Consider the following 24890-nt stretch of genomic DNA (forward strand, 5'->3'; position numbering starts at 1 on the left):
TAGAATCATTGCGTGGCACCCCCACCCAACCTCCCCCGAAGTCGGGGGAAGGGAATCATAAGCATGCGCATTCGCATCCATCACGAAACCGCCTATACCTACGACCGTCCGGCGCAGTCCGTGATCCAGATCCTGCGCCTGACGCCGCGCGATCACGAAGGCCAGTATGTCCGGCGCTGGCGGATCGACCTCGACCATGGCGGCGTCTTGCGGCAACGCGAGGATGCTTTCGGCAACATCATCCATGTGCTCTCGGCCTCGGGCGAGTTCGCCCAGTTCAGCCTGTCGGTCGATGGCGAGGTCGAGACCCAGGACACCGCCGGCATCGTGCGCGGCGCGACCGAGCATTTCCCGGCGGCGCTGTATCTCCGCGAGACCGCGCTCACCAAGCCCGATGCGGCGATCATTGATTTCGCCCGCACGGCCGCCGGGAAGGCCAGGAACGGTCCGCTCGACCGGCTGCACAAGCTGCTGGTCGACCTCCACGACCATATGATCTTCGAAGTGGGCGCGACGGATTCCGGGACCTCCGCCGTCGAGGCCTTCCAGGCCGGCCGCGGGGTCTGCCAGGACTTGAGCCATGTGTTCATCGCCGCCGCGCGGGCGATCGGGATTCCCTGCCGTTATGTCGCCGGCCATCTGTTCCGCACCGACATGGCGACGCCGCAGGAGGCGGGACATGCCTGGGTCGAGGCGCATGTCGGCGAGTTGGGCTGGGTCGGCTTCGACCCAGCCAATGGGATCTCGCCGACCGATTCCTATGTCCGGGTCGCGATCGGGCTCGATTACCTGGGGGCGGCGCCGGTCCGGGGCGCCCAGGTCGGCGGGTCCGACGAAAAGCTGGCGGTCGCGGTCACGGTCGATCAAACTGCGCAGCAACAGCAACAAGGCTAGAGTCGATCCGGCTATGACCTACTGCGTCGGCCTCCTGGTCAAGGAAGGCTTGGTCCTCATCTCCGATACCCGCACCAATGCCGGCATCGACAACATCGCCTGCTTCCGCAAACTGCACCTGTTCGAAGGACCGGACCGGATGCTGGCGATCTCGACCTCGGGCAATCTCTCGATCTCTCAGGCGGTGCTGGGGCTCTTGAGCGAAGGTTTCTCGAATCCCGAGACCGGCGAGACCGAAACTCTCTCCAAGGCGACCAGCATGTTTCATGCGGCGCAGATGGTGGGGCAGGCGGTGCGCGAGGTCTACCGCGTCGATGGCCCGAGCCTCGAGCAGCATAACTCCAACTTCGACATCGCGCTGCTGTTGGGCGGCCAGATCAAGGGCCGCCGCCTGCGCCTGTTCATGATATACGCCGCCGGCAATTTCATCGAGGCCACCGCCGACACGCCCTACCTGCAGATCGGCGAGCATAAATACGGCAAGCCGGTGCTCGACCGCGCGGTCACTTATGACAGCGAGCTCTACGACGCGCTGAAGATCGGGTTGATCTCGATGGATTCCACCATGCGCTCCAACCTCGGCGTCGGGCTGCCGATCGACGTCTTGGTGCTGCGTCGCGACACCTTGAAGCCGGAATTGAATTACCGGATCGACGCGGAGGATCACTACTTCTCCGATCTCCGCCACCGCTGGTCGGAGGCGCTGCGCGAGGCGCATCTCGCCATTCCCAAGCCGCCCTATAGAAACTAGCGCAGATAGGGATCCAGCACCGGCAGGCTGACCACAACCGCGAGCGCGATCAGCACTACGGCCACGCGGCGGAAGAGTTTCGGATCCGCCTTGCCGAAGAAGCGGCCGCCGATCGCCAGTCCCACCGCATAGCACGGGATCATCGGCACCAGCACCGGGATCAGGTCCCGGGTGAAGACGCCGGCCAAGGCGTAGGAGACAACCGCGACGAGGCTGGTCACCGCGAAATAGACGAAGATGTTGGCCCGGATGGTCTGCGGCGGGAACGGCCCTGACATCCACAGCACCACGACCGGCGGACCGGAGAGCTGGATCAGGCCGGAGAGGAAGCCGGAGGTGGCGCCGGTTGTCAGCGAGACACCGACTTTTGGGATGCCGTGATAGCGCCAGCCGGAAAGCGTGATCGCGAGCAGGCCGGCGATGATCGGCACCATGGCCCAGCGGATCGGCGTCGGGTCAACCGTGGTCAGCAGATAGGCGCCGACCGGGATCATCAGCACGGCGCCGAAGGCGACCGGTGCCACCGTGCGTGGCTCGCAGATCCGGATCGACTTCAGGATATAGGGGATGGTGAGGATGCCGTCGGCGACCAGAATCGAGGTGGCGCCGATCTTCGGGCCGTAGAGCGCGCTGACGAAAGGAATCATGATCATGCCCGCACCGAAGCCGACGAAGCCGCGCACCGCGCCGGCGATCAGCGCGAGGCCGGCGACGATCCAGAAGGCGTGATCCAGGCTGGGCAGGAAATCCATCACGACGGCACTCTTTTCATTTCCCTCCCCCGAGATCGGGGGAGGGTGGGGAGGGGGTTGATGCAGCCGTGAAGGCTGTCTTCGCAGATGCGATGGGTGATCCCAGATTCTTTTTTCATCATGACGTGACAGCGCTGGATCATCCAGATGTGTCTCGGTTATCCACAGCGCTGCTGCATCAACCCCCTCCCTAGCCCTCCCCCAATCTTGGGGGAGGGGATAAGATCGATCATCAAACTGATTGCTCGAGTCCCCAATGCCGCACGCCGATTTTGTCCATCTCCGGGTCCATTCCGCCTATTCGCTGTCGGAGGGCGCGATCACGCCCAAGGCCCTGGCGGAGCTGGCGAAGCGGGGCGAGATGCCGGCAGTGGCGGTGACCGACACCGGTAACCTGTTCGGGGCCATGGAATTCGCCGGTTACGCCAAGGATGCCGGCGTGCAGCCGATCACCGGTTGCCTGCTGGGGATCGCGCGGCCGGACCAGGACAAGAATGCGATGAGGCAGCCGGCGCCGGACCGGCTGCTGCTGCTGGCCCAGAACGAGGCCGGCTACGGCAACCTGATGAAGCTTTCCTCCAAGGCCTTCATCGCCAGCGAGCCGGGCACCGTCGCGCATATCGCGCTCGCCGATCTCGCAGGTCATACCGATGGCTTGATCGCGCTGACCGGCGCTCCTTCGGGCCAGGTCGGTCGGCTGCTGGGAGACGGGCAGGGGGAAGCGGCCGAGGCGGCCTTGCAGCACCTGATGACCCTGTTCCCGGGCCGGCTCTATGTGGAGCTGATGCGCCATGGCACCGAGATCGAAGAGCGGATTGAAGCGGCGCTGATCGACCTCGCCTACAAGCTCGATCTGCCGCTGGTTGCGACCAACGACGTCTACTTTTCCGACGAGGGAATGTATCTCGCCCATGACGCGCTGCTCTGCATCGCCGAGGGGACCTATGTCGGCGAGAGCAACCGGCGACGCGTGACCCGCGAGCACCGCTTCAAGTCGGCGGGCGAGATGCGGCGGCTGTTCCGCGACATCCCGGAGGCCTGCGACAACACGCTGATCATCGCCCGGCGCTGCGCCTTCATGCCACCCAGCCGCAAGCCGATCCTGCCGCCCTTCTCGGACAAGGGCGACGAGATCGAGATCATGCGGCAGAAGTCGCGCGAAGGCCTCGATGCGCGGCTCCAGGTGATGGGGCTCGACGAGGCGGCGGCCAAGCCCTATCGCGAGCGGCTGGAATTCGAGCTCGGCGTCATCATCCAGATGGGCTTTGCCGGCTACTTCCTGATCGTCGCCGACTTCATCCAATGGGCCAAGGCGCAAGGCATTCCCGTAGGCCCCGGCCGCGGTTCGGGCGCCGGCTCGGTGGTCGCCTGGGCACTCACCATCACCGACTTGAACCCGCTGCAATGGGGCCTGCTGTTCGAGCGCTTCTTGAATCCAGAACGCGTCTCCATGCCGGACTTCGACGTGGACTTCTGCCAGGACCGCCGCGACGAGGTGATCCGCTACGTCCAGCAGAAATACGGCCATGATAGGGTCGCGCAGATCATCACCTTCGGCAAGCTGCAGGCCCGCGCGGCGGTGCGCGACGTCGGCCGCGTGCTGCAGATGCCCTATGGCCAGGTGGACAAGCTTTGCAAGCTGATCCCGAACAACCCGGCCAACCCGGTCAAGCTGAAGGACGCGATCGCCGGCGAGCCGGCGCTGGAACAGGCGATCAAGGAGGATTCCGCGGTTGCCAACCTGATGCAGACCGCGGTCAAGCTCGAAGGCCTCTATCGACACGCCTCGACCCATGCGGCGGGTGTCGTGATCGGCGACCGGCCCTTGGACGAGCTGGTGCCGCTCTACCGCGACCCCCGTTCCGATATGCCGGTCACCCAGTTCAACATGAAGGACGTCGAGAAGGCCGGCCTGGTCAAGTTCGACTTCCTCGGCCTGAAGACGCTGACCGTCATCCAGACCGCGGTGAAGCTGCTGAAGCGGCGCGGGATCGAGCTCAATATAGACCACATTCCGCTCGACGACGCGAAGACCTACCAGCTCCTGGCCAGCGGCGAGGCGACCGGCATCTTCCAGCTGGAAAGCTCGGGCATGCGGGACGCGATCCGCAAGCTGAAGCCCGACCGCTTCGAGGACATCATCGCCATGGTGGCGCTCTACCGCCCCGGCCCGATGGACAACATCCCGAGCTTCATCAACCGCAAGCACGGCAAGGAAGAGCCGGACTATCTCTACCCGAGCCTGGAGCCGATCCTGAAAGAGACCTACGGGATCATGATCTACCAGGAACAGGTGATGCAGATCGCCCAGGTGCTGGCCGGGTATTCGCTGGGCGGCGCCGACCTGCTGCGCCGCGCCATGGGCAAGAAGATCAAGGAAGAGATGGAGGCGCAGCGCAAGACCTTCGTCGACGGCTCGGTCGGGAAGGGCGTCAAGTCCGAGAAGGCCGGCGAGATCTTCGATCTCGTGAACAAGTTCGCCGGCTACGGCTTCAACAAGAGCCATGCCGCGGCCTATGCGCTGGTCGCCTACCAGACCGCCTGGCTGAAGACCAACCACCCGGTCGAGTTCTTCGCCGCCTCCATGACCTACGACATGGGGAACACCGACAAGCTCAACGTCTTCCGCCAGGAATTGCAGCGGCTGGGCATCAAGCTGCTGCCGCCAGACGTCAACCGTTCGGAGCCGACCTTCGCGCCGGAAGAACTGCCGGACGGCAGCTTCGCCGTGCGCTATGCGCTGGCCGCGATCAAGAATGTCGGCGCCGGCGTGGTCCAGGGGATGTTCGAGACCCGCCAGAAAAGCGGCGCCTACAAGTCGCTCGAGGATTTCTGCGAGCGGATCGACCCCAAGGGCTTGAACAAGCGCCAGTTGGAGAACCTCGTTCTCGCCGGCGCCTTCGACAGCCTCAACCGCAACCGCCGGCAGGTCTACGATTCCGTCGAGCAGATGCTGCGGCAGTCGAACGCCGCCCATGACGCCAAGGGCTCGGACCAGAACAACCTGTTCGGCGATGCAGCCTCGGTGCGGCTGACCCTGCCGTCCGTCATGGACTGGCCGCCGATGGAGCGGCTGCAGCAGGAATTTTCGGCGATCGGCTTCTACCTCTCGGCCCATCCGCTGGATTCCTACGGCATGGGGCTGAAGCGGCTGCAGGTCGTCTCCTATGCCGAGCTGCTGCAGCAGCGCGGCGTCACCCGCGCGAAGATGGCCGGCATCGTGGTCGGCAAGCAGGAGCGCACCTCGCAGAAGGGCAACCGCTATGCCTTCGTGCAGATGACCGACGCCTCCGGCATCTACGAGGCGACGATCTTCTCCGAGCGGCTGGTCGAGTATCGCGAGCTGCTGGAACCCGGCCGTGCCCTGCTGCTGACCGTGGATGTGCGGAGCGAAGAGGAGAATCTCCGGCTGATGGTGGCCGAGGCGCAGGGGCTGGACAATGCAGTCGCCGCGACCGCAGCCGGCCTCAAGATCTTCCTGCGCGACCCGACCCCGGTCTCGGGCATCAAGCAGATTCTCGACCGGGCCGGGAAGGGGAAGGGCAAGGTGCAGATATCCCTGGATCTGGCCGATCTCGGCTGGGAGACGGACCTGACCATCAAGGGCGGATTCGCCATCTCCGGCGCGGTCCGCAGTGCGATCAAGGCGGTGCCCGGGGTGATGGATATTCAGGACGCTTGAGCGCCGGCTGTCGCGAGTCGGAGTAGGAAAATTCTCACAACCAGCAAGTCCGCCCGCGGTCCGGAAGAATCCCTTCAAAATTGCGGCGTCGAAAGCTATAAAGCTGCACAACTTGCAATTTTGTTCAGCCGAACATGCGCATCCGATACATTTACTCGGCTTGCATCGCCATAGAAACGCCGGATGTGAGGATCCTGTGCGATCCTTGGTTCACGCAGGGCGCCTATGACGGCTCCTGGTATCAGTATCCGAAGATTGAAGATCCCGTGGCCACGATCGGGCCGGCTGATCTCATCTATGTTTCCCACATCCATCCGGACCATTACGATCCGGCTTTCCTGCATCGATACCTTGACGCCTATCCGGCAGCGCGTTTGGTCATCGCCGAACAGGAGCCGGCCTTCCTGCTGCGGAAGATGCGACGAGACGGCTTCGAGCCCCTGATCGTCGACGAAATGGCATTCGGCGGAACGCGGGTCGGTATCGTTCCGAATACCAGCGCCATCGTGAACATCGATACCGCGATGGCGGTGACACATCGCGGTCAGGCGATCGTCGCCATGAACGACAATCCCTTCGACCCGGTTCAGATCGAAGCGCTGCTGAAATTTTGTGCCGGCTCCACCATCGAGGTTGCGCTGATTCCGCATTCCGGCGCGGGGCCGTTTCCGCAGACCTTTGCCTTCGAGAACCAGGCCGAACTCGAGCGCGCAGTCGCGGGCAAGCGCGAGCAGTTCCTCAACCTGTATACGCGGTACGTGCGCGCGCTCGATCCGCGCAAGGTCATCCCCTATGCCGGCCAGTATTACCTCGGTGGTCCATTGGCCGGGCTGAATCACCTGCGCGGCACGACCGACGCCACCGAGGCGGCTGCGCTCTACCCTGACAAAAGCGTCGTTCTCGCCGATGGTGGGCAGGCCTACTACGATACCGAAACCGGCGAGGCATCGGCGGTCCGCACAAGGCCATATGACCCGGCGGAGGTCGAAGCCTATCTGACCGCGCTGCCGTTTGCCGGCTATGACTACGAACGGGAGCTGCATTTCACGGAAGGCCGGCATCTGCCGCTCCTGCCGCTCCTGGAAACCGCACAGCGGGCAGCCAAGCGCCGGGTTCCGGTGCGTCAGCCCTATTGGCTATGCTTCGCGCCCAGCGACCAGGACGGTTATTTGTGCTTCAATGTCGCGGAAGACGGACCCGTCCAGCGCTTGAAGGACGTATCCCATCTCCAACCCCGGTGCGAGATCGAGATCGACGTGCGCTATTTCTTCGGGCTGCTGAGCGGCCTCTACCACTGGAACAACGCGGAAGTCGGATCGCACTATCGATCGCGGCGGACGCCGGAGGGGTATCGCCCGGAAGTCTACCGCCTGCTCGACCGCCTGCACGTGTGACGGCCGACTGAAGCGATGCTTTTCAATTCGATTGAGTTCATCTGCGTCTTCCTGCCGGCAACGGCGCTTGCCTTCTTCCTGCTCGGCCGGTTCGCCGGGGCTTCCGCCGCGAAGCTGGTCCTGATCGCCGCATCCTGCATCTTCTATGCCTGGTGGATGCCGGTCTACCTGCTCCTGATTCTGGCCGAGATCGTGTTCTGCTACATCGTCGGCCAACTGCTGTTGTCCGCGCGCTGGAGCGACACCGCCCGCAAAGCCATCGCCGCGGCGGCCATCGCCGTGATCCTGTTCGTGCTCGGCTACTTCAAATACGCGCATTTCCTGGTCAACACGGTCAACGCGCTCGGCGGCACCGAGTTCGTCCTGGCCGCGATCATCCTGCCGCTCGGCATCTCGTTTCATTCCTTCCAGCAGATCGCCTATCTGGCCGACTGCTATCGGCGGAGGGCAGAGCGGACCAGCCTGCTCGACTACTGCCTGTTCGTGACCTTCTTCCCGCAGCTGATCGCCGGCCCGATCGTCCATCATAACGAGATGCTGCCGCAGCTGCGGCAGGCCGGGCTAAGTCGCCCGGTCTTCCTCAACATCGTGACCGGCGTTTCCATTTTCAGCCTCGGCCTGTTCAAGAAGACGGTCATCGCGGATGCTCTGTCGCAGATCACCGTGCCGATCTTCACGGCGGTCAACGCCCACGAACCGCTGACCTTCTCCGAGGCCTGGCTGGGTGCGCTGGCCTTCACCTTCCAGCTCTACTTCGACTTCTCGGCCTATTCGGACATGGCGGTGGGGCTGGCGCGGATCTTCAACCTGAAGCTCCCTGTCAACTTCTTCTCGCCCTACAGGGCCGCATCGATCACCGAGTTCTGGCGCCGCTGGCACATGACCCTGTCCCGCTTCTTGCGCGACTACGTCTATATCCCGCTCGGCGGCAACCGCCATGGCCGGACCCGGCAGTTCATCAACCTGATGCTGACCATGCTGATCGGCGGACTGTGGCACGGCGCCGCCTGGACCTTCGTGGTCTGGGGCGGGCTGCACGGCCTCTTTCTGGTGGTGCACCGGCTCTGGGTGCTGGCGCTGGGCGAGCGGCGGCCGAAGGGGAGGGCCTGGACCCTGTTCGGCTGGCTCCTGACCATGCTGGCCGTGACGATCGGCTGGGTGTTCTTCCGCGCCGCCGATTTCACCGGGGCCAGCAACATGATCGCCTCGATGTTCGCGCCGTGGAGCGAAGGCGCCTTCGACATGCCGCGCTTCCAGGAGTTGCTGCTGGACGGCTGGTGGCCGGTGGTGATTGCCGCGGTGATTGCCTTCCTGGCTCCCAACACGACCGAGCTCTTCGCCCGATACCAGCCCTCGCTCTTCCCCTCGGAATTGCAGCTCCGGGAATGGATCGTGGCACGGGCACTGCGCTGGCGGCCGCAGCTGCGCTGGGCGTTTGCCTACGCGTTGCTGTTCGGGCTTGCCTTCATTGCCATCTTCGGGTGGCAATCCGAATTCCTGTACTTCCAGTTCTAGGCCGGGGCATGGCGTATCAGCAGGCTGCCAATCCGGAGAACGTCACCGCCGAGATCCCGTCGCGGCGTCGGCTGGTGGGCTATGCGGCCCTGTTCGCCCTCGTTGCGGTTGCGGTTATCGGCGCGGTCGGCGGAATCAACTATTTCATCGACGTGAACGACGTCTTCCAGCGCGGCAATCGTGCCTCGGATCGCGTGGTCCGCGCCTATGTCGAGGCCGCCCGCGGGGCCGAAATCGGCGTCCCCTTCTCGGAGGAGGATAGGCCGGTGAAGCTGCTGCTGGGCAGCACCTCGACCGCCGACTGCCTGATGATCGGCTCCAGCCATGTGATGATGTTCCGCCGGGACAACAATCCGATCCTCGCGGCCGATTGCAAGCGGATGGACAATCTCGCCCTGATCAGCGCGTCCTACGAGGACCTGCTGACCATGCTGGGCGTCGCCGCCGCCAATCCCAACACCAAGCATGTCTTCATCAACATCGACGCCTTCACCTTCCAGCGCGAGATGCACAAGAAGTGGCAGAAGAACGCCGGTGCCTTCCTGAAGGCGCGAGAGACCTTCGGCCTCTCGCCGGACGTCTATGCAAAGATCGGCGCCGTCCCGATCGACAACTTCTTCTCGCCGCTGTTCAGCTTTCGTTACTTCGACAACAACCTCAAAGGCCTGAAGCGGCTGTTCAAGACCGGGCAGAAGGACTTCGATCTGAAGCCGTTGACCGAGGCCGATCTCCAGACCACCACGGTGCTGCGTCCTGACGGGAGCATGGGCCTGCCGGCGGAGTTCAAGCCCACGCCGGACGATGCCGAGATCGGAGCCGGGGCCGCCCGGATCAAGGAGCCTTTTATCGACCCGGCCGTAAGTCAGGAAATGATGCAGGCCCTGATCGGTCTCAGCGGGATGGGCAAGAAGGTCACGGTCGTTATGACGCCACTCCATCCCAAGGTGTGGGAATGCGGTGCCCCCCTGGTCTGTGAATGCCTGAGGGAGGTCGAGCCGGCCATTCGGCGACTGGCCGCGGCCGCCCGCGCCGACGTCATGGGCTCGTTCGATCCCAAGGCCTTCGGTCTCAGCCGCAGCGATTTCACCGACGACCAGCACCTGCGGTCCGGCTCGGTCCACAAGGTGGGCGTTGCCACGGCCGCGGCGGCTCCGTAAGTATTGGTATCAACTAATTGTTTCTAAAGCATTACGGCAGTCGCGTAAGAGCTGGTCAACAGCCTGCCGCAGTGCGGGAATCCCGCTGGACTTCCCGGCACTTATCCACTACTTAGGCCGCGCTTGAAAACGCATGCGGGTGCGCGCGCTGTCGGGGAGAAATCCCGGCAGACCACGCTCCGGTGCTCAGTCATTGACTGGGTCACTCCACCCGCAGAGGCATAACCGGAAAAGGACTAAAACAATGGCTTTGCCATCCTTCACGATGCGCCAGCTGCTGGAAGCTGGCGTGCACTTCGGTCACCACACCCGCCGCTGGAATCCCAAGATGGCGCCCTATCTGTTCGGCGTCCGCAACGGCATCCACATCATCGACCTCGAGCAAACCGTCCCGATGCTGGACCAGGCCGTCAAGGCCGTGCGCGACGTCGCCGCCTCCGGCGGCCGCGTGCTGTTCGTCGGCACCAAGCGGGCGGCTTCGGACAAGGTTGCTGACGCGGCCAAGCGCTGCGGCCAGTACTACGTCAACCACCGCTGGCTGGGCGGCATGCTCTCCAACTGGAAGACCATCTCCAACTCGATCAAGCGCCTGCGCGACATCGACGAGAAGCTGGAGAGCGGCGAAGTGGGCGGCCTGACCAAGAAAGAGCAGCTCATGATGACCCGCGACCGCGACAAGCTCGACCGGGCGCTGGGCGGAATCAAGGACATGGGCGGCCAGCCGGACATCCTGGTGGTGATCGACACCAACAAGGAAGCGATCGCGGTCCAGGAAGCCAACAAGCTCGGCATCCCGGTGGTGGCGATCCTGGACAGCAATTCCTCGCCGGCCGGCATCACCTTCCCGGTTCCGGGGAACGATGACGCGATCCGCGCCATTCAGCTCTATTGCGACCTGTTCTCCGGCGCGGTGCTGGACGGTCTGCAGCAGGAGGCGATCTCCACCGGCCGGGACATCGGCGAGTCGGCAGAGTTGCCGGCTGAGCAGCTCCCGCCTGCGGAATCCGCCGGTAGCGAAGCCGCCGCTGCGAACTAAATATGTCGTCATCAGCGGCGGATTCGGAGCGCTTGATGAGGCTCCGGTCCGCCGCTTCTGACGTGATCAACATCGAGATTTGAGGAGATAAACCATGGCCGAGATCACCGCCGCGCTGGTCAAGGAACTGCGCGAAGTTTCGGGCGCCGGCATGATGGACTGCAAGAAGGCGCTGGCCGAGAACGGGGGCAACCTCGAGCAGGCGGTCGACTGGCTCCGGAAGAAGGGCCTTGCCGCTGCCGCCAAGAAGGCCGGCCGCGTCGCCGCCGAGGGCCTGGTCGCCGTCGTTTCCGGCGACAAGAAGGGCGTGCTGCTGGAGGTCAATTCCGAGACCGATTTCGTCGCCCGGAACGACCAGTTCCAGGGCTTCGTTTCGGCCGCCGCGGCGCAGGCGCTCAACGCCGGCGACATCGAGGCGCTGAAGAACGCCAAGCTTTCGGACGGTCAGACCGTCGCCGAAAAATTGACGCATTTGGTGGCCACGATCGGCGAGAACATGAACCTGCGCCGGATGGCGACGGTTTCCGTGAAGGACGGCGTGGTCGCGACCTACATGCACAACGCCACCGTCCCGAACATGGGGAAGATCGGCGTGCTCGTCGGATTGGAATCGACCGGTGACAAGGCGAAGCTGGCCGCACTCGGCAAGCAGATCGCCATGCATGTCGCCGCTGCCAACCCGTCGTCGCTGGACATCAAGTCGGTCTCGCAGGCCGAGCTCGACCGCGAGCGCGCGGTCTTGTCCGAGCAGGCCCGCGCCAGCGGCAAGCCGGAAGAGATCATCGCCAAGATGGTCGAGGGCCGGCTGCGGAAGTATTACGAGGACGTGGTGCTGCTGGAGCAGCTCTACGTCATCGACGGCGAGAGCCGCGTGAAGCAGGTCGTCGAGAAGGCCGCCAAGGAGATCGGCGCGCCGGTTGCGATCACTGGCTTCGCGCGCATGGCGCTCGGCGAAGGCATTGCGAAGGAGCAGGCGGACGCCGCCTAAGCGGCGTCTGCGGTCCTTCGAGTCGGCGGGTCCCGTGGTATAAGGGAGCCCGAAGCGGGACTCGGCGCCGGCGGCAGTTCACGCCGGCGCCGGCTTAACGGTGGAGATGGGGCAGCGATGGCAGGGCCAGCAAAACCGGGACTTCTCTACAAACGGGTGCTTCTCAAGATTTCCGGAGAAGCCTTGATGGGAAGCCGGGAGTTCGGCCTTGATCCCCAGACCGTCAATCGCGTTGCCGAGGAAGTGAAGCAGGTCGCCGAGATGGGCGTCGAATGCTGCCTGGTGATCGGCGGCGGCAACATCTTCCGCGGCATCGCCGGCGCCTCCCAGGGGATGCAGCGCGCCTCGGCCGATTACATGGGCATGCTGGCGACGGTGATGAACGCGCTCGCCATGCAGAACGCGCTGGAGCAGGCCGGGGTCGTGACCCGGGTGCAGTCGGCGATCTCGATGCAGTCGATCTGCGAGCCCTATATCCGGCGCCGGGCGATCCGGCACCTGGAGAAGGGTCGGGTGGTGATCTTCGCCGCCGGCACCGGCAACCCCTATTTCACTACCGACACCGCGGCGGCTTTGCGCGCTTCCGAGATGGGCTGCCAGGCGCTGCTGAAGGGCACGAAGGTGGACGGCGTCTACAGCGCCGACCCGAAGCTCGACCCCAAGGCCGAGCGCTACGAGACGTTGACGCATCACGAGGTGCTGTCGCGCGATCTGAAGGTGATGGACGCGGCCGCGATCTCGCTCGCCCGCGAGAACCGCATTCCGATCATCGTCTTCTCGATCCACACGCACGGCATGATGGCCGAGGTGTTGCAGGGCCGGGGTCGCTGCACCACCATCGGCGAGCCGATGAAGGGCGCCGCTTGAACCATGGAATCCTTGTGCCCGCGATGATTGGGGGATAACCGGAAATGGCTGACGCGAGACTGAACGAATTTAGCCGCCGCATGGACGGCGCCCTGGAAGCGCTGCGCAAGGAGTTCGCCGGACTGCGCACCGGCCGGGCTTCGGCAAACCTGCTGGAGCCGGTGCATGTCTCCGCCTATGGCCAGGACATGCCCTTGAACCAGGTCGGCACCATCAACGTGCCGGAGCCCAGGATGATCACGGTCCAGGTCTGGGACCGCGGCATGGTGGGGGCGGTGGAGAAGGCGATCCGCGATGCCGGTCTCGGCCTCAATCCCGCCGCCGATGGGAACACGGTGCGCGTTCCGATCCCGGAATTGTCACGCGAGCGCCGTCAGGAACTCTCAAAGATCGCCCACAAATATGCGGAGCAGGCGCGGGTCGCCGTCCGCAACGTGCGGCGCGACGGCATGGACTCCCTGAAGAAGCTCGAGAAGGACGGGAAGATCTCCCAGGACGAGCATCACGGATTGACCGACCAGATGCAGAAGCTCACCGACGAGCATGTGAAGAAGGTGGACGACGCCCTGGCCGCCAAGGAAAAAGAGATTCTGCAGGTCTGACGTGAATCAAACCGGCACGGCCAAGCCGCTTTCCGCCACCAGCAAGGAGACCGACGCCGAATCCGGCGTGCGGGGCACGCCGACCCACGTCGCGATCATCATGGACGGCAACGGCCGCTGGGCGCGCGCCCGGGGCCTGCCGCGCACGGCCGGCCACAGCCGCGGCGCGGAAGCGGTGCGGCGCACGGTGAAAGCAGCGGCAGAGGCGGGCGTACGCTATCTGACGCTGTTCGGCTTCTCCTCGGAGAACTGGAAGCGGCCGGCCTCCGAGATCGACGATCTCATGGGCCTGCTGCGCCACTACCTGAAGCGCGAGATCGAGGAGCTGCACAAGAACGGTATCCGTCTCAACGTGATCGGCGACCGCGACCGGCTGGGCGCCGACATCGTTCGCCTGATCTCCGATGCCGAGCGGCGCACCGCCAACAACCAGCGCCTCAACCTCACGATCGCCCTCAGCTACGGCAGCCGCGACGAGATCGTCGCCGCGGCGAAGAAAGCGATGCAGGCGGCGCTCGACGGCAAGCTGAAGCCCGAGCAGTTGAACGAGCAGAGCTTCTCGCAATTCCTGCTGACCGCCGACATGCCGGATCCCGATCTCCTGATCCGCACCAGCGGCGAGAAGCGCATCTCCAACTTCCTGCTCTGGCAATGCGCTTATGCCGAGTTCATCTTCCTCGATCGCCTGTGGCCGGATTTCGACGCGGACGATTTCAACTCGGCGATTCAAGAATATCTCGGTCGGACGCGGCGCTATGGCGGCGCCGGCTGATCCCTCCACCCACTGGTCGAAGAAGCCGCTGACCCTGCGGATCCTCTCCGCGGCGGTGCTGATTCCGATCGTGGTCGCCGTGGTCTTTGCGGGCGGCGTTGCCTGGACGCTGCTGGTGCTGGTGTTTGCCGGCGTGATGATCGTCGAATGGTGCAAGATCGCGTCGCGGAAGCCGGGTGCGATGCCGTGGTATGTGCTGGGCATCGCCTATGTCTTCTTTCCCTGTGCCGCGCTGATCTGGCTCCGCAACGATCCAACCGTCGGGCTGCAGCAGATCTTCTGGATCGTGGCCCTGGTGATCTTCGCCGATACCGGCGCTTACATCGCCGGCCGCAGCATCGGCGGCCCGAAGCTGGCGCCGCGGATCAGCCCGAACAAGACCTGGGCTGGTTTGGGCGGCGCGGTCGTTTCAGCCGGCATCGCCGGCGCCATCACGGCCCTGCTGATGGACCTGCCTTCCATCGCGACCCTGACAGCGATCAGCGCCGGCCTCGCGATCGTCGAGCAGGCCGGGGACCTGGCCGAATCGGCGTTCAAACGGCACTTTGGGGTCAAGGACGCCAGCAATATAATCCCCGGCCATGGCGGGGCCATGGACCGGGTCGACGGACTGGTCGCCGTCGCGGCCGCGGTGGCCGGGATCAACACTCTGATTGGGAGTAGCGTGCTGACATGGCTGTGACGGAAGCAAGGAGCGAGACGCGTCCGCGCGCCCAGAAGGATGGGCCGCGCTGGGTGACCGTCCTTGGCTCGACCGGCTCGGTCGGCAGCAACACGATCGACGTCATCGAGCGCTATCCGAACGACTATCGGGTCGATGCGCTGACCGCGCAAAGCAATGTCGATAAGCTGATCGAGCAGGCCCTGCGGCTGAAGCCGCGCTTCGTCGCGATCGGCGACGAGAAGCTCTTCGGCAAGCTGAAGGACGGTCTCGCCGGGTCCGGCATCAGCGTTGGTGCAGGGCGATCCGCGGTGATCGAGGCGGCGGCACGGCCGTCGGACTGGGTCATGTCGGCGATCGTCGGCGCGGCCGGTCTGGAACCGACGCTGGCCGCGGTGCGCCGCGGCGCGATGATCGGCCTCGCCAACAAGGAGACCCTGGTCTGCGCCGGCGCGCTGATGATGCGCGAGCTGACGGAACATGGCGCCGTCATGCTGCCGGTCGACTCCGAGCACAGCGCCATCTTCCAGGTCTTCGACTTCGACAAGATCGAGGCGATCGAGAAGATCATCTTGACCGCTTCGGGCGGCCCGTTCCGCACCAAGTCGGTCGCGGAGATGAAGGCGGCGACCCCGGCCCAGGCGGTGGCGCATCCCAACTGGTCGATGGGCGCGAAAATCTCCGTCGACTCGGCCTCGATGATGAACAAGGGGCTGGAACTGATCGAAGCCCATCACCTGTTCCGTCTGCCGGAACAGCAGATCGAGATCCTGGTCCATCCGCAGTCGGTCATCCACAGCATGGTGGCCTACAGCGACGGTTCGGTCCTGGCCCAGCTCGGGACCCCGGACATGCGGACCCCGATCGCCTACGCGCTCGGCTGGCCGAACCGAATTGCTGCCCCCTCGGCCCGACTCGACTTCGCCAAGGTCGCCCAGCTCACCTTCGAGGCACCGGATCCGGTCAGGTTCCCGGCGCTCCGGATCGCCCGGGAAGCCCTCCAGGCCGGGGGCACGGCGCCCGCCATCCTTAACGCTGCCAACGAGGTCGCCGTGGCGGCCTTCCTGGCGGGCCGAATCGGCTTCATGGACATCGCCGCCCTATCGGAATCGGTCCTGGAAGCCTTGCCCCAGAGCGATCTCGGCTCGATCGACGACGTGATCGCCGCCGATGCCGAGGCGCGCCGGCTGGCCGAAGCCAAGATCGCGACCCTTCGCCACAATTAGCGACCGAATTTTGTCAGCTAACACGTTGGCGTGACGACCTTTTCTGGGCTATTTCAGGGCACCGGACTGTGCTAGACAGAGCCGGCCGGCAACTGGGGGAAAACCCCGGGGCGACGCCGGAGCAGGCCCGGACCGGAAATGGAAATTCTCAGTCAGATTCAGCACTACGGCTTCTGGTTTCTCGTCGTACTGACCGTCTTGGTCTTTATCCACGAACTCGGCCATTTCGCCGTCGCGCGCTGGTGCGGCGTGCGGGTCGAGGTGTTCTCGATCGGATTCGGGCCGGAGCTGTTCGGCTGGACCGACAAGACCGGCACGCGCTGGAAGATCAGCTGGCTGCCGCTCGGCGGCTATGTGCGCATGTTCGGCCAAGCCGACAGCGCGCTGGAAGGCGAAGCCGCGCGGCCGATGTCCGACGCCGAGCGCGCCGTTTCCTTCAAGGACAAGAACGTCGGCCAGCGCATGGCGATCGTGGCCGCCGGGCCGGCCGCCAACTTCCTCTTCGCGATCGTCGTCCTGGCGGTTCTCTACCTCGCCATGGGCCGGCCCTATACGGATCCGGTTGTGGGCATGCTGACGCCGGGCTCGGCGGCGGCGGAGGCGGGATTGCAGACGGGCGACCGAATCCTGGCGATGAACGGCGCGGCGGTGACGGAGTTCGGCGACATCGAGCCGATCGTCCAGCTCAATCTCGAGAATCCGCTGACCATCACGGTCGATCGCGCCGGAAAGCAAATCGAGCTGACGGCGCACCCGAAAATCGAAACCATCAAGAATCTCTTTGGCGACAGCGTTCGCATGGCGCAGCTCGGCATCGCCCCGCATCTGGAGCCGGTGCTGGGCGAAGTGGTGAGCGAGTCTGCTGCCGCAGCGGCCGGCCTCAAGGCCGGCGACCGTCTAATGGCCCTGAACGGCAAGCCGGTGATCGATTTCGGCCAGGTCGTCAGGATCGTGCGGGAAAACGGCGACCAGCCGCTCGCAATCACGGTTGACCGTGCCGGCACCCGGCTGGAGCTGACGGCGCGCCCGACCATGGTCGAGGGCAAGGACGAGTCCGGCAAGACGGTCCGGGTGCCCAGGCTGGGCGTTGCAGCCGAAGCGCCGCAAACCCGCATCGACGTCGGCCCGATCGAGGCAACCATCGCCGCCGGGCGGGAAGTCTGGAACCAGTCGACCATGATGCTGACCGGCCTCTGGCAGATGCTGACATTGCAGCGGTCGAGCGAGGACATCCGCGGTGTCATGACGATCGCCAAGACGGCCGGCGACGTCGCCTCGCTGGGCTTCGTCTCCTTTATCGGCTTCTCGGTGATGCTGTCGATCAATCTCGGGCTGATCAATCTCTTCCCGGTGCCGATGCTGGATGGCGGCCATCTGGTCTACTACGCGGCCGAAGCAATCCGCGGCAAGCCGCTGAGCGAGCGGGTCCAGGAGTTCGGTCTCAAGGTTGGGCTCGCCCTGGTGCTCAGCTTGATGCTGTTTGCCACTTGGAATGACTTGGTTTATTTGAAAGTTGTCGATTTCGTGAAATCCCTGTTTACGTGATTGGAAGTCGGGGGAGATGGGGTTTCTGCGTCTAGCTTGCTTCGGCCTGTTGTTGGGGCTGTGCTTTGGGGGCGTGTTCGGGGCGGGAGGTCATTCCGCCCTGGCGCAGACCATTACCAGTGGCGATCCGATCCAGCAGGTCGTGATCGAGGGCAACCAGCGTATCGAGGCCGACACGATTCGTTCCTATATGGAAATTAACCCCGGCGATCCGTTCGACGCCGCAAAGGTGGACCGGGCGCTGAAGAACCTGTTCGCGACGGGCCTGTTCGCCGACGTGCACCTGCGCCGCGACGAGAACAACCTGGTCGTTTCGGTGGTCGAAAACCCGATCATCAACAAGCTCGCCTTCGAGGGCAACGACAAGATCAAGGACGACCAGCTCAGCAGCGAAGTGCAGCTGAAGCCGCGCCAAGTCTATACCCAGACCCGGGTCCAGGCCGACGTGAAGCGCATCCTCGATCTCTATCGGCGCAGCGGGCGCTTCGCCGCGACCGTCGATCCCAAGGTCATCAAGCTCGATCAGAACCGCGTCAACCTGGTCTTCGAGATCAACGAAGGCGACGTGACCCAGGTCGAGCGCATCGACTTCGTCGGCAACAAGCAGTTCGCCGACAGCACGCTACGCGATGAGATCGCCACCAAGGAAAGCGCCTTCTATCGCTTCCTCAGCACGACCGACACCTACGATCCGGACCGCCTGACGGTGGACAAGGAGGAGCTGCGGAAGTTCTACCTCTCCGAAGGCTATGCCGATTTCCGCGTGCTCTCCGCGGTGGCCGAGCTCTCGCCCGACCAGGAGGCTTTCTTCATCACCTTCACCGTGGAAGAGGGCGAGCGCTACAAGCTCGGCAAGGTCGATGTGAAGACCACCCTGAAGGATCTCGACCCGAAGACCCTGATGGGCGACGTCACCACCAAGGAAGGCGATTGGTACAACGCCAGCAAGGTCGATGAGACGGTCCAGGCGATGAGCGATCACGTCGGCAGCCTCGGTTATGCCTTCGTCGATGTTCGGCCGCGCATCGACCGCGATGCCAAGACCCACACGCTCAACCTGACCTACGACATCCAGGAAGGCCCGAAAGTCTATGTCGAGCGCATTGACATCTCGGGCAACGTGCGCACCCAGGACAAGGTGATCCGCCGCGAGTTCCGCCTCGCCGAGGGCGACGCCTTCAGCACCGAAAAGCTGCACCGGACCGAGCAGCGGCTTCGCAATCTGGGCTTCTTCGAGACGGTCGACATCACGACGGTACCGAGCACCGCACCGGACAAGACCATCGTCAAGGTGAAGGTCAAGGAGCAATCGACCGGCGAGCTCTCCTTCGGCGCCGGCTACTCGACCAGCCTCGGCCCCTTGGGCAGTATCGGCCTGCGCGAGCGGAACCTGCTCGGCAAGGGACAGGACGCCCGCATCGATCTCACCATTTCCGGCAAGCGGTCGTCCGGCTCGATCAGCTTCACCGATCCCTATTTCCTCGACAAGGACGTGAGCGCCGGCGTCGATCTGTTCTATCGCCGCCTCACGCCGGACGCCAACGACGAGGACCAAGCCGGCTTCGGTCTGCGCATGGGCTACGACATCAGCGAGTACCTGCGCAACACGCTGTCTTATCAGTTTCGCGCCGACCGCATTCACAACGTCGATGACAATGCGGCGCAGGTGATCCGCGATGAAATCGGCTGGAAGTATTATTCCATCATCGGCACGACGCTCTCCTACGACAAGCGCGACAGCACCATCGATCCGCGCGAGGGCTATAACATCCAGCTCGAGGCGCACTATTCGGGCCTCGGCGGCGACGTCAAATACGTGAGCGGCCAGCTTTCGGGTGGCTATTACTATCCGTTGACCAAGGACGTGACGCTGTCGACCGTCCAGGAAGTCGGGTATATCCAGCCGCTGTTCGGCGATTACCTGCACTACCCGGACGGCTTCTTCCTCGGTGGCCCGGGATCCTTGCGCGGCTTCGACGACCGCGGCGTCGGCCCGCGTGAGCGTGGCGCCGACAAGAGCGACGGCTCGATCGGCGGCCAGTTCCTGTGGGACGGCAACGTGCAAGCCAGCTTCCCGCTGGGGCTGCCCGAGGAATACGCGATCCGCGGCCGCGTGTTCAGCGATTTCGGCGTCTTGACCGGGTATGACACCAAGGACCGCGATGAAGACATTATCGACGATGGCAGCATTCGCGCTTCGGCCGGTTTCGGCCTGACCTGGGTTTCGCCCTTCGGTCCCTTGGCCATCGATCTTGCCTATCCGTTCCTGCGGAAATCCCAGGACGAGAAAGAGTATTTCAGCTTCAGCTTCGGAACCAACTTCTGACCGAGCCGGTTACCACCTATTTCTCGGTCGAAAACCCACCTTCCTTGGAGATTCCCTACGTGAGCCAGCAATCTTTCCCCATTATCCGTTTCGCCCGCACCGTCGCCGCGGCGGCCGCACTTTGCGCCTTCGCGGCTGCAGGTACGGCTCTCGCCCAGACGACGGCGCCCGCGCAGCCGGCCCAACCGGCTCAGCCCGCCAACCCGGTCCCGGCCAACCAGATTCCCGTGGTCGTCGGCGTCCTCGATACCCAGGCCATTCTGAACACCTCGTCCGCCGGCAAGTCGCTGAACACCCAGTGGAATGCGGCGATGAAGGCGATGAACGACGACCTGGCCAAGAAGGAAGAGGGGTTGCGCGCCCAGGCCCAGCAGCTCGAGGCCCAGCGGAGCGCCAACCCGCCGATCGCGCAGGCGGACTACATCGCCAAGCGCAAGGCGTTGGAGCAGAAGGACGTCGAGTATCAGCAGGCCTTCGCCAAGAACAAGCAGGCCTGGGACGCCCGGCTGAACAAGGCGCGCGATTCAATCGCCGTTACCGCCCGCAAGGCGATGCAGGACGTGGCCAAGCAGCGCGGGCTCACCCTCATTCTCGACCGCGCGGCGGTGCCGTATTCGCCGTCGCCCTGGAACATCACCGATGAGGTCATGACCCGCTTGAACAAGGCCATGCCGAACGTCAAACTCTAAAGCGGCGCCTGCCTCTCGAGATCGGTTCATGGAACACCAAGGAAATCCTGACGCCGGCGCGCAAGCGTCGGCCGAAACTATCGCCGTCGATGTGAAGGGCATCATGCGGATGATCCCGCATCGGCCGCCTTTCCTGATGATCGAGCGCATCGAAGGGATGCGCACCGACATCGAGGCGACCGGGATCAAGATGGTCTCGGTGAGCGAACCCTATTTCGCCGGGCATTTTGCCGGCGATCCGGTGATGCCGGGCGTGCTGATCGTCGAGGCCATGGCGCAGACCGCTGCGGTGCTCGTGGTCCATACCCTGGGTGAGGCGTTCCAGGGCAAGCTGGTCTACTTCATGAGCATCGACGACTGCCGCTTTCGCAAGCCCGTGGTTCCAGGCGACGAGCTCCGGTTGCATGTCACCAAGGACCGCAGCCGCGGCATGATCTGGAAGTTCAACGGCGTCGGGCTGGTCAACGGGCAGAAGGTCGCCGAGGCGACCTTCGCGGCGATGATCCGAGACGAGAAGATGGGGGAGTGATCATGGCAAATCAGCTGCTGCACACGATGATCCGCGTCTTCGACATGGACAAGTCGATCGACTTCTACACGCGGCATCTCGGGATGAAGCTGCTGCGCCGCAAGGACTATCCGAGCGGCGAGTTCACGCTCGCCTTCGTCGGCTACGGCGACGAGATCGACCACACGGTGATCGAGCTGACTCACAACTGGGGTCAGAAGACGCCGTATGACAAGGGCAATGCGTTCGGCCACCTGGCCGTGGGTGTGAGCGATATCTACGGCACCTGCGAGCAGCTGGCCAAGGAAGGCGTCCCGATCCCGCGTCCGCCCGGACCGATGAAGCATGGCGGCTCGGTCATCGCCTTCATCGAGGACCCGGACGGCTACAAGATCGAGCTGATTCAGAAATAGCCGGCTAGGCTTCGGCTGGTTGCAAGAAGGGCGGCCAGAGGCCGCCCTTTTCATTGGTCCCGAAGCGGCGCTACTTCCGCTTCTCGATCGGCAGGTAGGGGCGCTCGCCGTAGCCGGTGTAGAGCTGGCGGGGGCGGCCGATGCGCTGCGTCGGATCCTCGATCATCTCCTTCCACTGCGCCACCCAGCCGACGGTGCGGGCGACCGCGAACAGCACGGTGAACATCGAGGTCGGGAAGCCGATCGCCTGCAGGATGATGCCGGAATAGAAGTCCACGTTCGGGAATAGCTTGTGCGAGATGAAGTAGTCGTCCTCCAGCGCGACCCGCTCGAGCTCCATGGCGAGATCGAGCAGTGGCTCGTCACGCTTGCCGAGGGCATCCAGCACGTCGTGGCAGGCTTGGCGGATGACCGCGGCGCGCGGGTCGTAATTCTTGTAGACCCGATGGCCGAAGCCCATGAGGCGCGTGTTGTCCTCCTTGTTCTTCACCCGCTTGATGTAGTCCTTGACCTTCGACTTGTCGCCGATCTCGGCCAGCATCTTCAGCACGGCCTCGTTGGCGCCGCCATGGGCCGGGCCCCAGAGCGAGGCGATGCCGGCGGCGATGCAGGCGAAAGGATTGGCGCCCGACGAGCCGGCGATGCGCACGGTCGAGGTAGAGGCGTTCTGCTCGTGGTCGGCATGCAGGATGAAGATCAGGTCCATGGCCTTGGCCACGACCGGGTTGATCTTGTACTCTTCCGCCGGCACCGCGAAGGTCATGCGCAGGAAATTCTCGGCGTAAGAGAGATTGTTCTGCGGATAGATGAAGGGCTGGCCGGTCGCATACTTGTAGGCCATGGCGGCGATGGTCGGGACCTTCGCAATCAGGCGATGCGACGCGATCATGCGCTGGTGCGGATCGTGGATGTCGGTGCTGTCATGGTAGAAGGCCGAGAGCGCGCCGACCACCGAGACCATCACCGCCATCGGATGCGCGTCGCGGCGGAAGCCCTGGAAGAAGCGGGCGATCTGCTCATGCAGCATCGTGTGATAGGTGATGTCCTTCTCAAACTTCTTCAGCTGCTCCTTGGTCGGCAGCTCGCCTTCGAGCAGCAGGTAGCAGACCTCGATGAAGCTCGAATTGGCGGCGAGATCCTCGATGCGATAGCCGCGATGGGTGAGGATGCCCGCGTCGCCGTCGATATAGGTGATCGACGACTGGGTCGAGCCGGTCGAGCCGTAGCCCGGGTCGTAGGTGAAGTAGCCATGCTCGGTATAGAGCTTGCGGACGTCGATGACGTCGGGGCCGACCGTGCCCTTGAGCACCGGCAAGTCCCAGGACTTGCCCAGGCGCTCGTCCTTGACCGCGACCTTGGCGAAAGGCTTCGGCGCTGCCGGCTTGATGCCACTGTCCTTGACCTTGATCTGCGGCTTGCCGGAATTTCCCGAGGATTTCTTCGCCGCCTTCGAGGCCGGCTTCGACTTCTCCGCCATCCGCTTCTTGGTCTTCTTGCTGTTCGCCGCGATCGTCGTCATGAGACACCTCGTTGTGGTCCCGCGCGTTCTGGGGCGCGGGGCTTCGGCTGGGGGCTAGATCGGCGATGTTGCACCGCCGCAAACTGGCCACACGCTAACAGAAGGATGGTTAAGGGTCCATGACTCCGGAGGCCGAAAAGCCACCTTTGGGATGACCCCCTACTGGACGTCGCCGAGGCGTCCAAGGCACTCGGATCGGCCAAGGATTTCCATGACTTCGAAGATTCCGGGCGAAGTCGTGGAACCTGTCAGGGCGGCCCGCAAAGGCTGCGCGATCTGGCCCAGCTTCACCTTTTCCTGCTCGGAGAATTGACGCACCGCGGCCTCCAAGGATGCGGCCGTCCAATCTGCGCCGGACCCAAGCGCCTCGGCGAGCTTGCCGAGCAGCGTCTTGGCCTCGGGGGTCAGCAGGGCGGCGGCTTTCTCGCCGATCTGGACCGGGCGCGCGGTGACGTAGAGCTGCGCATTTTCGGCCAGTTCCTTCAGGGTCTTCGCCCGCGCCTTCAGCCCGGGCATGCCGCGGCGGACACGATCGATCGCCGCGGGATCGGCGACCCCGAGCCGCTCCGCAACGTCCTTTGCGAGGCGCGCGTCATCGGCCTCGCGGATGTAATGGCCGTTGAGGTTGTCGAGCTTGGTGTAGTCGAAGCGCGAGGCCGAACGCCCGACCTGCGGCAGGTCGAACCATTCGACTGCCTGCGCGGTCGAGATGATCTCGTCGTCGCCATGCGACCAGCCGAGGCGCAGCAGGTAGTTGCGCAGGGCCTCCGGCAGGTAGCCCATCTCGCGATAGGCATCGACCGCCAGTGCGCCATGGCGCTTCGAGAGCTTGGCGCCATCCGGGCCGTGGATCAGCGGGATATGCGAGAACGAGGGATGTTCCCAGCCCATGGCGTCGTAGATCATGACCTGGCGGAAGGTGTTGGTCAGGTGGTCGTCGCCGCGGATCACATGGGTGATCCCCATATCGTGGTCGTCGACCACGACCGAAAGCATGTAGGTCGGCGTGCCGTCGCTCCGGAGCAGCACCATGTCGTCGAGCTGCTCGTTGCCGACCTCGACCTCGCCCTGGACCTGGTCCTTGACCACGGTCCGGCCGGTCTGCGGCGCCTTGATGCGGATGACGGGCTTGACGCCGGCCGGCGCCTCGCTGGGGTCGCGGTCGCGCCAGCGGCCGTCGTAGCGCATCGGCTTGCCCAAAGTCATCGCCGTCTTGCGCATCTCCTCCAGTTCCTCGACCGAGCAATAGCAGCGATAGGCCTTGCCCTCGGCCAGGAGCTGTTCCGCGACCTCGGCGTGGCGGGCCTGCCGCGCGAACTGCATGACGACCTCGCCGTCCCAGTCGAGCTCGAGCCACTTCATGCCGGCGATGATCGCGTGGATCGCATCCTCGGTCGAACGCACCCGGTCGGTGTCCTCGATCCGGAGCAGGAACTTGCCGCCGTTATGCCGGGCGTAGAGCCAGTTGAAGAGGGCGGTCCGGGCCCCGCCGATATGCAGGTAGCCGGTCGGCGAGGGGGCGAAGCGGGTGACGACACTCATGATTGCAGAAATCCGGATAAATTCGTGGTGATATCGGGGACGGGAGACAGG

General features: G+C 64.2%; 21 protein-coding genes. 18 read left to right on the plus strand and 3 right to left on the minus strand.

The window, feature by feature from the left end; genetic code table 11:
* Positions 1-63: 63 nt before the first annotated feature.
* Complete coding sequence (locus ACYQ4T_RS22385; RefSeq protein WP_459858819.1) at positions 64-894, plus strand: transglutaminase family protein; 831 nt, start codon at positions 64-66, stop codon at positions 892-894.
* Positions 895-907: 13 nt separating this feature from the next.
* On the plus strand, positions 908-1645 hold the full coding sequence (locus tag ACYQ4T_RS22390) for a peptidase (protein ID WP_459858820.1): 738 nt from the start codon (positions 908-910) through the stop codon (positions 1643-1645).
* Here ACYQ4T_RS22390 and ACYQ4T_RS22395 read toward each other — a convergent pair.
* On the minus strand, positions 1642-2397 hold the full coding sequence (locus ACYQ4T_RS22395; RefSeq protein WP_459859202.1) for a sulfite exporter TauE/SafE family protein: 756 nt from the start codon (positions 2395-2397) through the stop codon (positions 1642-1644). The genes ACYQ4T_RS22390 and ACYQ4T_RS22395 overlap by 4 nt on opposite strands.
* A 256-nt stretch (positions 2398-2653) precedes the next feature.
* Here ACYQ4T_RS22395 and dnaE point away from each other — a divergent pair, with 256 nt between their 5' ends.
* The 16 genes from dnaE (at position 2654) to gloA (ending at position 21778) form a co-directional block, all read left to right on the plus strand.
* Complete coding sequence (gene dnaE / locus ACYQ4T_RS22400) at positions 2654-6079, plus strand: DNA polymerase III subunit alpha (protein WP_459858821.1); 3426 nt, start codon at positions 2654-2656, stop codon at positions 6077-6079.
* Positions 6080-6213: 134 nt separating this feature from the next.
* Complete coding sequence (locus ACYQ4T_RS22405) at positions 6214-7473, plus strand: MBL fold metallo-hydrolase (RefSeq protein ID WP_459858822.1); 1260 nt, start codon at positions 6214-6216, stop codon at positions 7471-7473.
* A 15-nt stretch (positions 7474-7488) separates the two neighbouring features.
* A complete protein-coding gene (locus ACYQ4T_RS22410) occupies positions 7489-8988 on the plus strand; it encodes an MBOAT family O-acyltransferase (RefSeq protein ID WP_459858823.1) in 1500 nt (499 codons plus the stop codon).
* Between the two features lie 8 nt (positions 8989-8996).
* Positions 8997-10145: a hypothetical protein gene (locus ACYQ4T_RS22415; RefSeq protein WP_459858824.1), complete on the plus strand. Its 1149-nt coding sequence runs from the start codon at positions 8997-8999 to the stop codon at positions 10143-10145.
* Between the two features lie 244 nt (positions 10146-10389).
* Positions 10390-11181 (plus strand): 30S ribosomal protein S2, encoded by a 792-nt coding sequence (rpsB, locus tag ACYQ4T_RS22420; RefSeq protein WP_459858825.1) that lies wholly within the window; start codon positions 10390-10392, stop codon positions 11179-11181.
* A gap of 94 nt (positions 11182-11275) precedes the next feature.
* A complete protein-coding gene (gene tsf, locus ACYQ4T_RS22425; protein ID WP_459858826.1) occupies positions 11276-12169 on the plus strand; it encodes a translation elongation factor Ts in 894 nt (297 codons plus the stop codon).
* Positions 12170-12286: 117 nt separating this feature from the next.
* Positions 12287-13036 (plus strand): UMP kinase, encoded by a 750-nt coding sequence (gene pyrH, locus ACYQ4T_RS22430; RefSeq protein ID WP_459858827.1) that lies wholly within the window; start codon positions 12287-12289, stop codon positions 13034-13036.
* A 44-nt stretch (positions 13037-13080) separates the two neighbouring features.
* Positions 13081-13638 carry a ribosome recycling factor gene (gene frr, locus ACYQ4T_RS22435; protein ID WP_459858828.1) on the plus strand — a complete coding sequence of 186 codons (558 nt, stop codon included), beginning with the start codon at positions 13081-13083 and terminating at the stop codon, positions 13636-13638.
* A 100-nt stretch (positions 13639-13738) separates the two neighbouring features.
* Positions 13739-14410, plus strand: a complete 672-nt coding sequence (gene uppS / locus ACYQ4T_RS22440) for a polyprenyl diphosphate synthase (RefSeq protein ID WP_459859203.1) — start codon at positions 13739-13741, stop codon at positions 14408-14410.
* A complete protein-coding gene (locus ACYQ4T_RS22445; RefSeq protein ID WP_459858829.1) occupies positions 14394-15092 on the plus strand; it encodes a phosphatidate cytidylyltransferase in 699 nt (232 codons plus the stop codon). Before uppS ends, ACYQ4T_RS22445 begins: the two co-directional genes overlap by 17 nt.
* Positions 15083-16297, plus strand: coding sequence for a 1-deoxy-D-xylulose-5-phosphate reductoisomerase (locus ACYQ4T_RS22450; protein ID WP_459858830.1), 1215 nt, complete (start codon positions 15083-15085; stop codon positions 16295-16297). Before ACYQ4T_RS22445 ends, ACYQ4T_RS22450 begins: the two co-directional genes overlap by 10 nt.
* Positions 16298-16435: 138 nt before the next feature.
* Positions 16436-17842, plus strand: a complete 1407-nt coding sequence (gene rseP, locus ACYQ4T_RS22455) for an RIP metalloprotease RseP (protein WP_459858831.1) — start codon at positions 16436-16438, stop codon at positions 17840-17842.
* Between the two features lie 73 nt (positions 17843-17915).
* Positions 17916-20168, plus strand: a complete 2253-nt coding sequence (gene bamA / locus ACYQ4T_RS22460) for an outer membrane protein assembly factor BamA (protein WP_459858832.1) — start codon at positions 17916-17918, stop codon at positions 20166-20168.
* Positions 20169-20227: 59 nt separating this feature from the next.
* Positions 20228-20857, plus strand: a complete 630-nt coding sequence (locus tag ACYQ4T_RS22465; protein ID WP_459858833.1) for an OmpH/Skp family outer membrane protein — start codon at positions 20228-20230, stop codon at positions 20855-20857.
* Positions 20858-20885: 28 nt separating this feature from the next.
* Positions 20886-21386, plus strand: a complete 501-nt coding sequence (gene fabZ, locus ACYQ4T_RS22470; RefSeq protein ID WP_459858834.1) for a 3-hydroxyacyl-ACP dehydratase FabZ — start codon at positions 20886-20888, stop codon at positions 21384-21386.
* Positions 21387-21388: 2 nt separating this feature from the next.
* Positions 21389-21778 carry a lactoylglutathione lyase gene (gene gloA, locus ACYQ4T_RS22475; RefSeq protein WP_459858835.1) on the plus strand — a complete coding sequence of 130 codons (390 nt, stop codon included), beginning with the start codon at positions 21389-21391 and terminating at the stop codon, positions 21776-21778.
* A gap of 70 nt (positions 21779-21848) precedes the next feature.
* Here gloA and gltA read toward each other — a convergent pair whose 3' ends face one another.
* The gene (gene gltA, locus ACYQ4T_RS22480; protein ID WP_459858836.1) at positions 21849-23297 is read right to left on the minus strand and encodes a citrate synthase; all 1449 of its coding nucleotides are present in this window, start codon (positions 23295-23297) and stop codon (positions 21849-21851) included.
* Positions 23298-23456: 159 nt separating this feature from the next.
* Entirely contained in the window at positions 23457-24839 is a 1383-nt protein-coding gene (gltX, locus tag ACYQ4T_RS22485) for a glutamate--tRNA ligase (protein ID WP_459858837.1), read from the minus strand.
* Positions 24840-24890: the final 51 nt, after the last annotated feature.

This window comes from Dongia sp. agr-C8 (assembly GCF_054658695.1).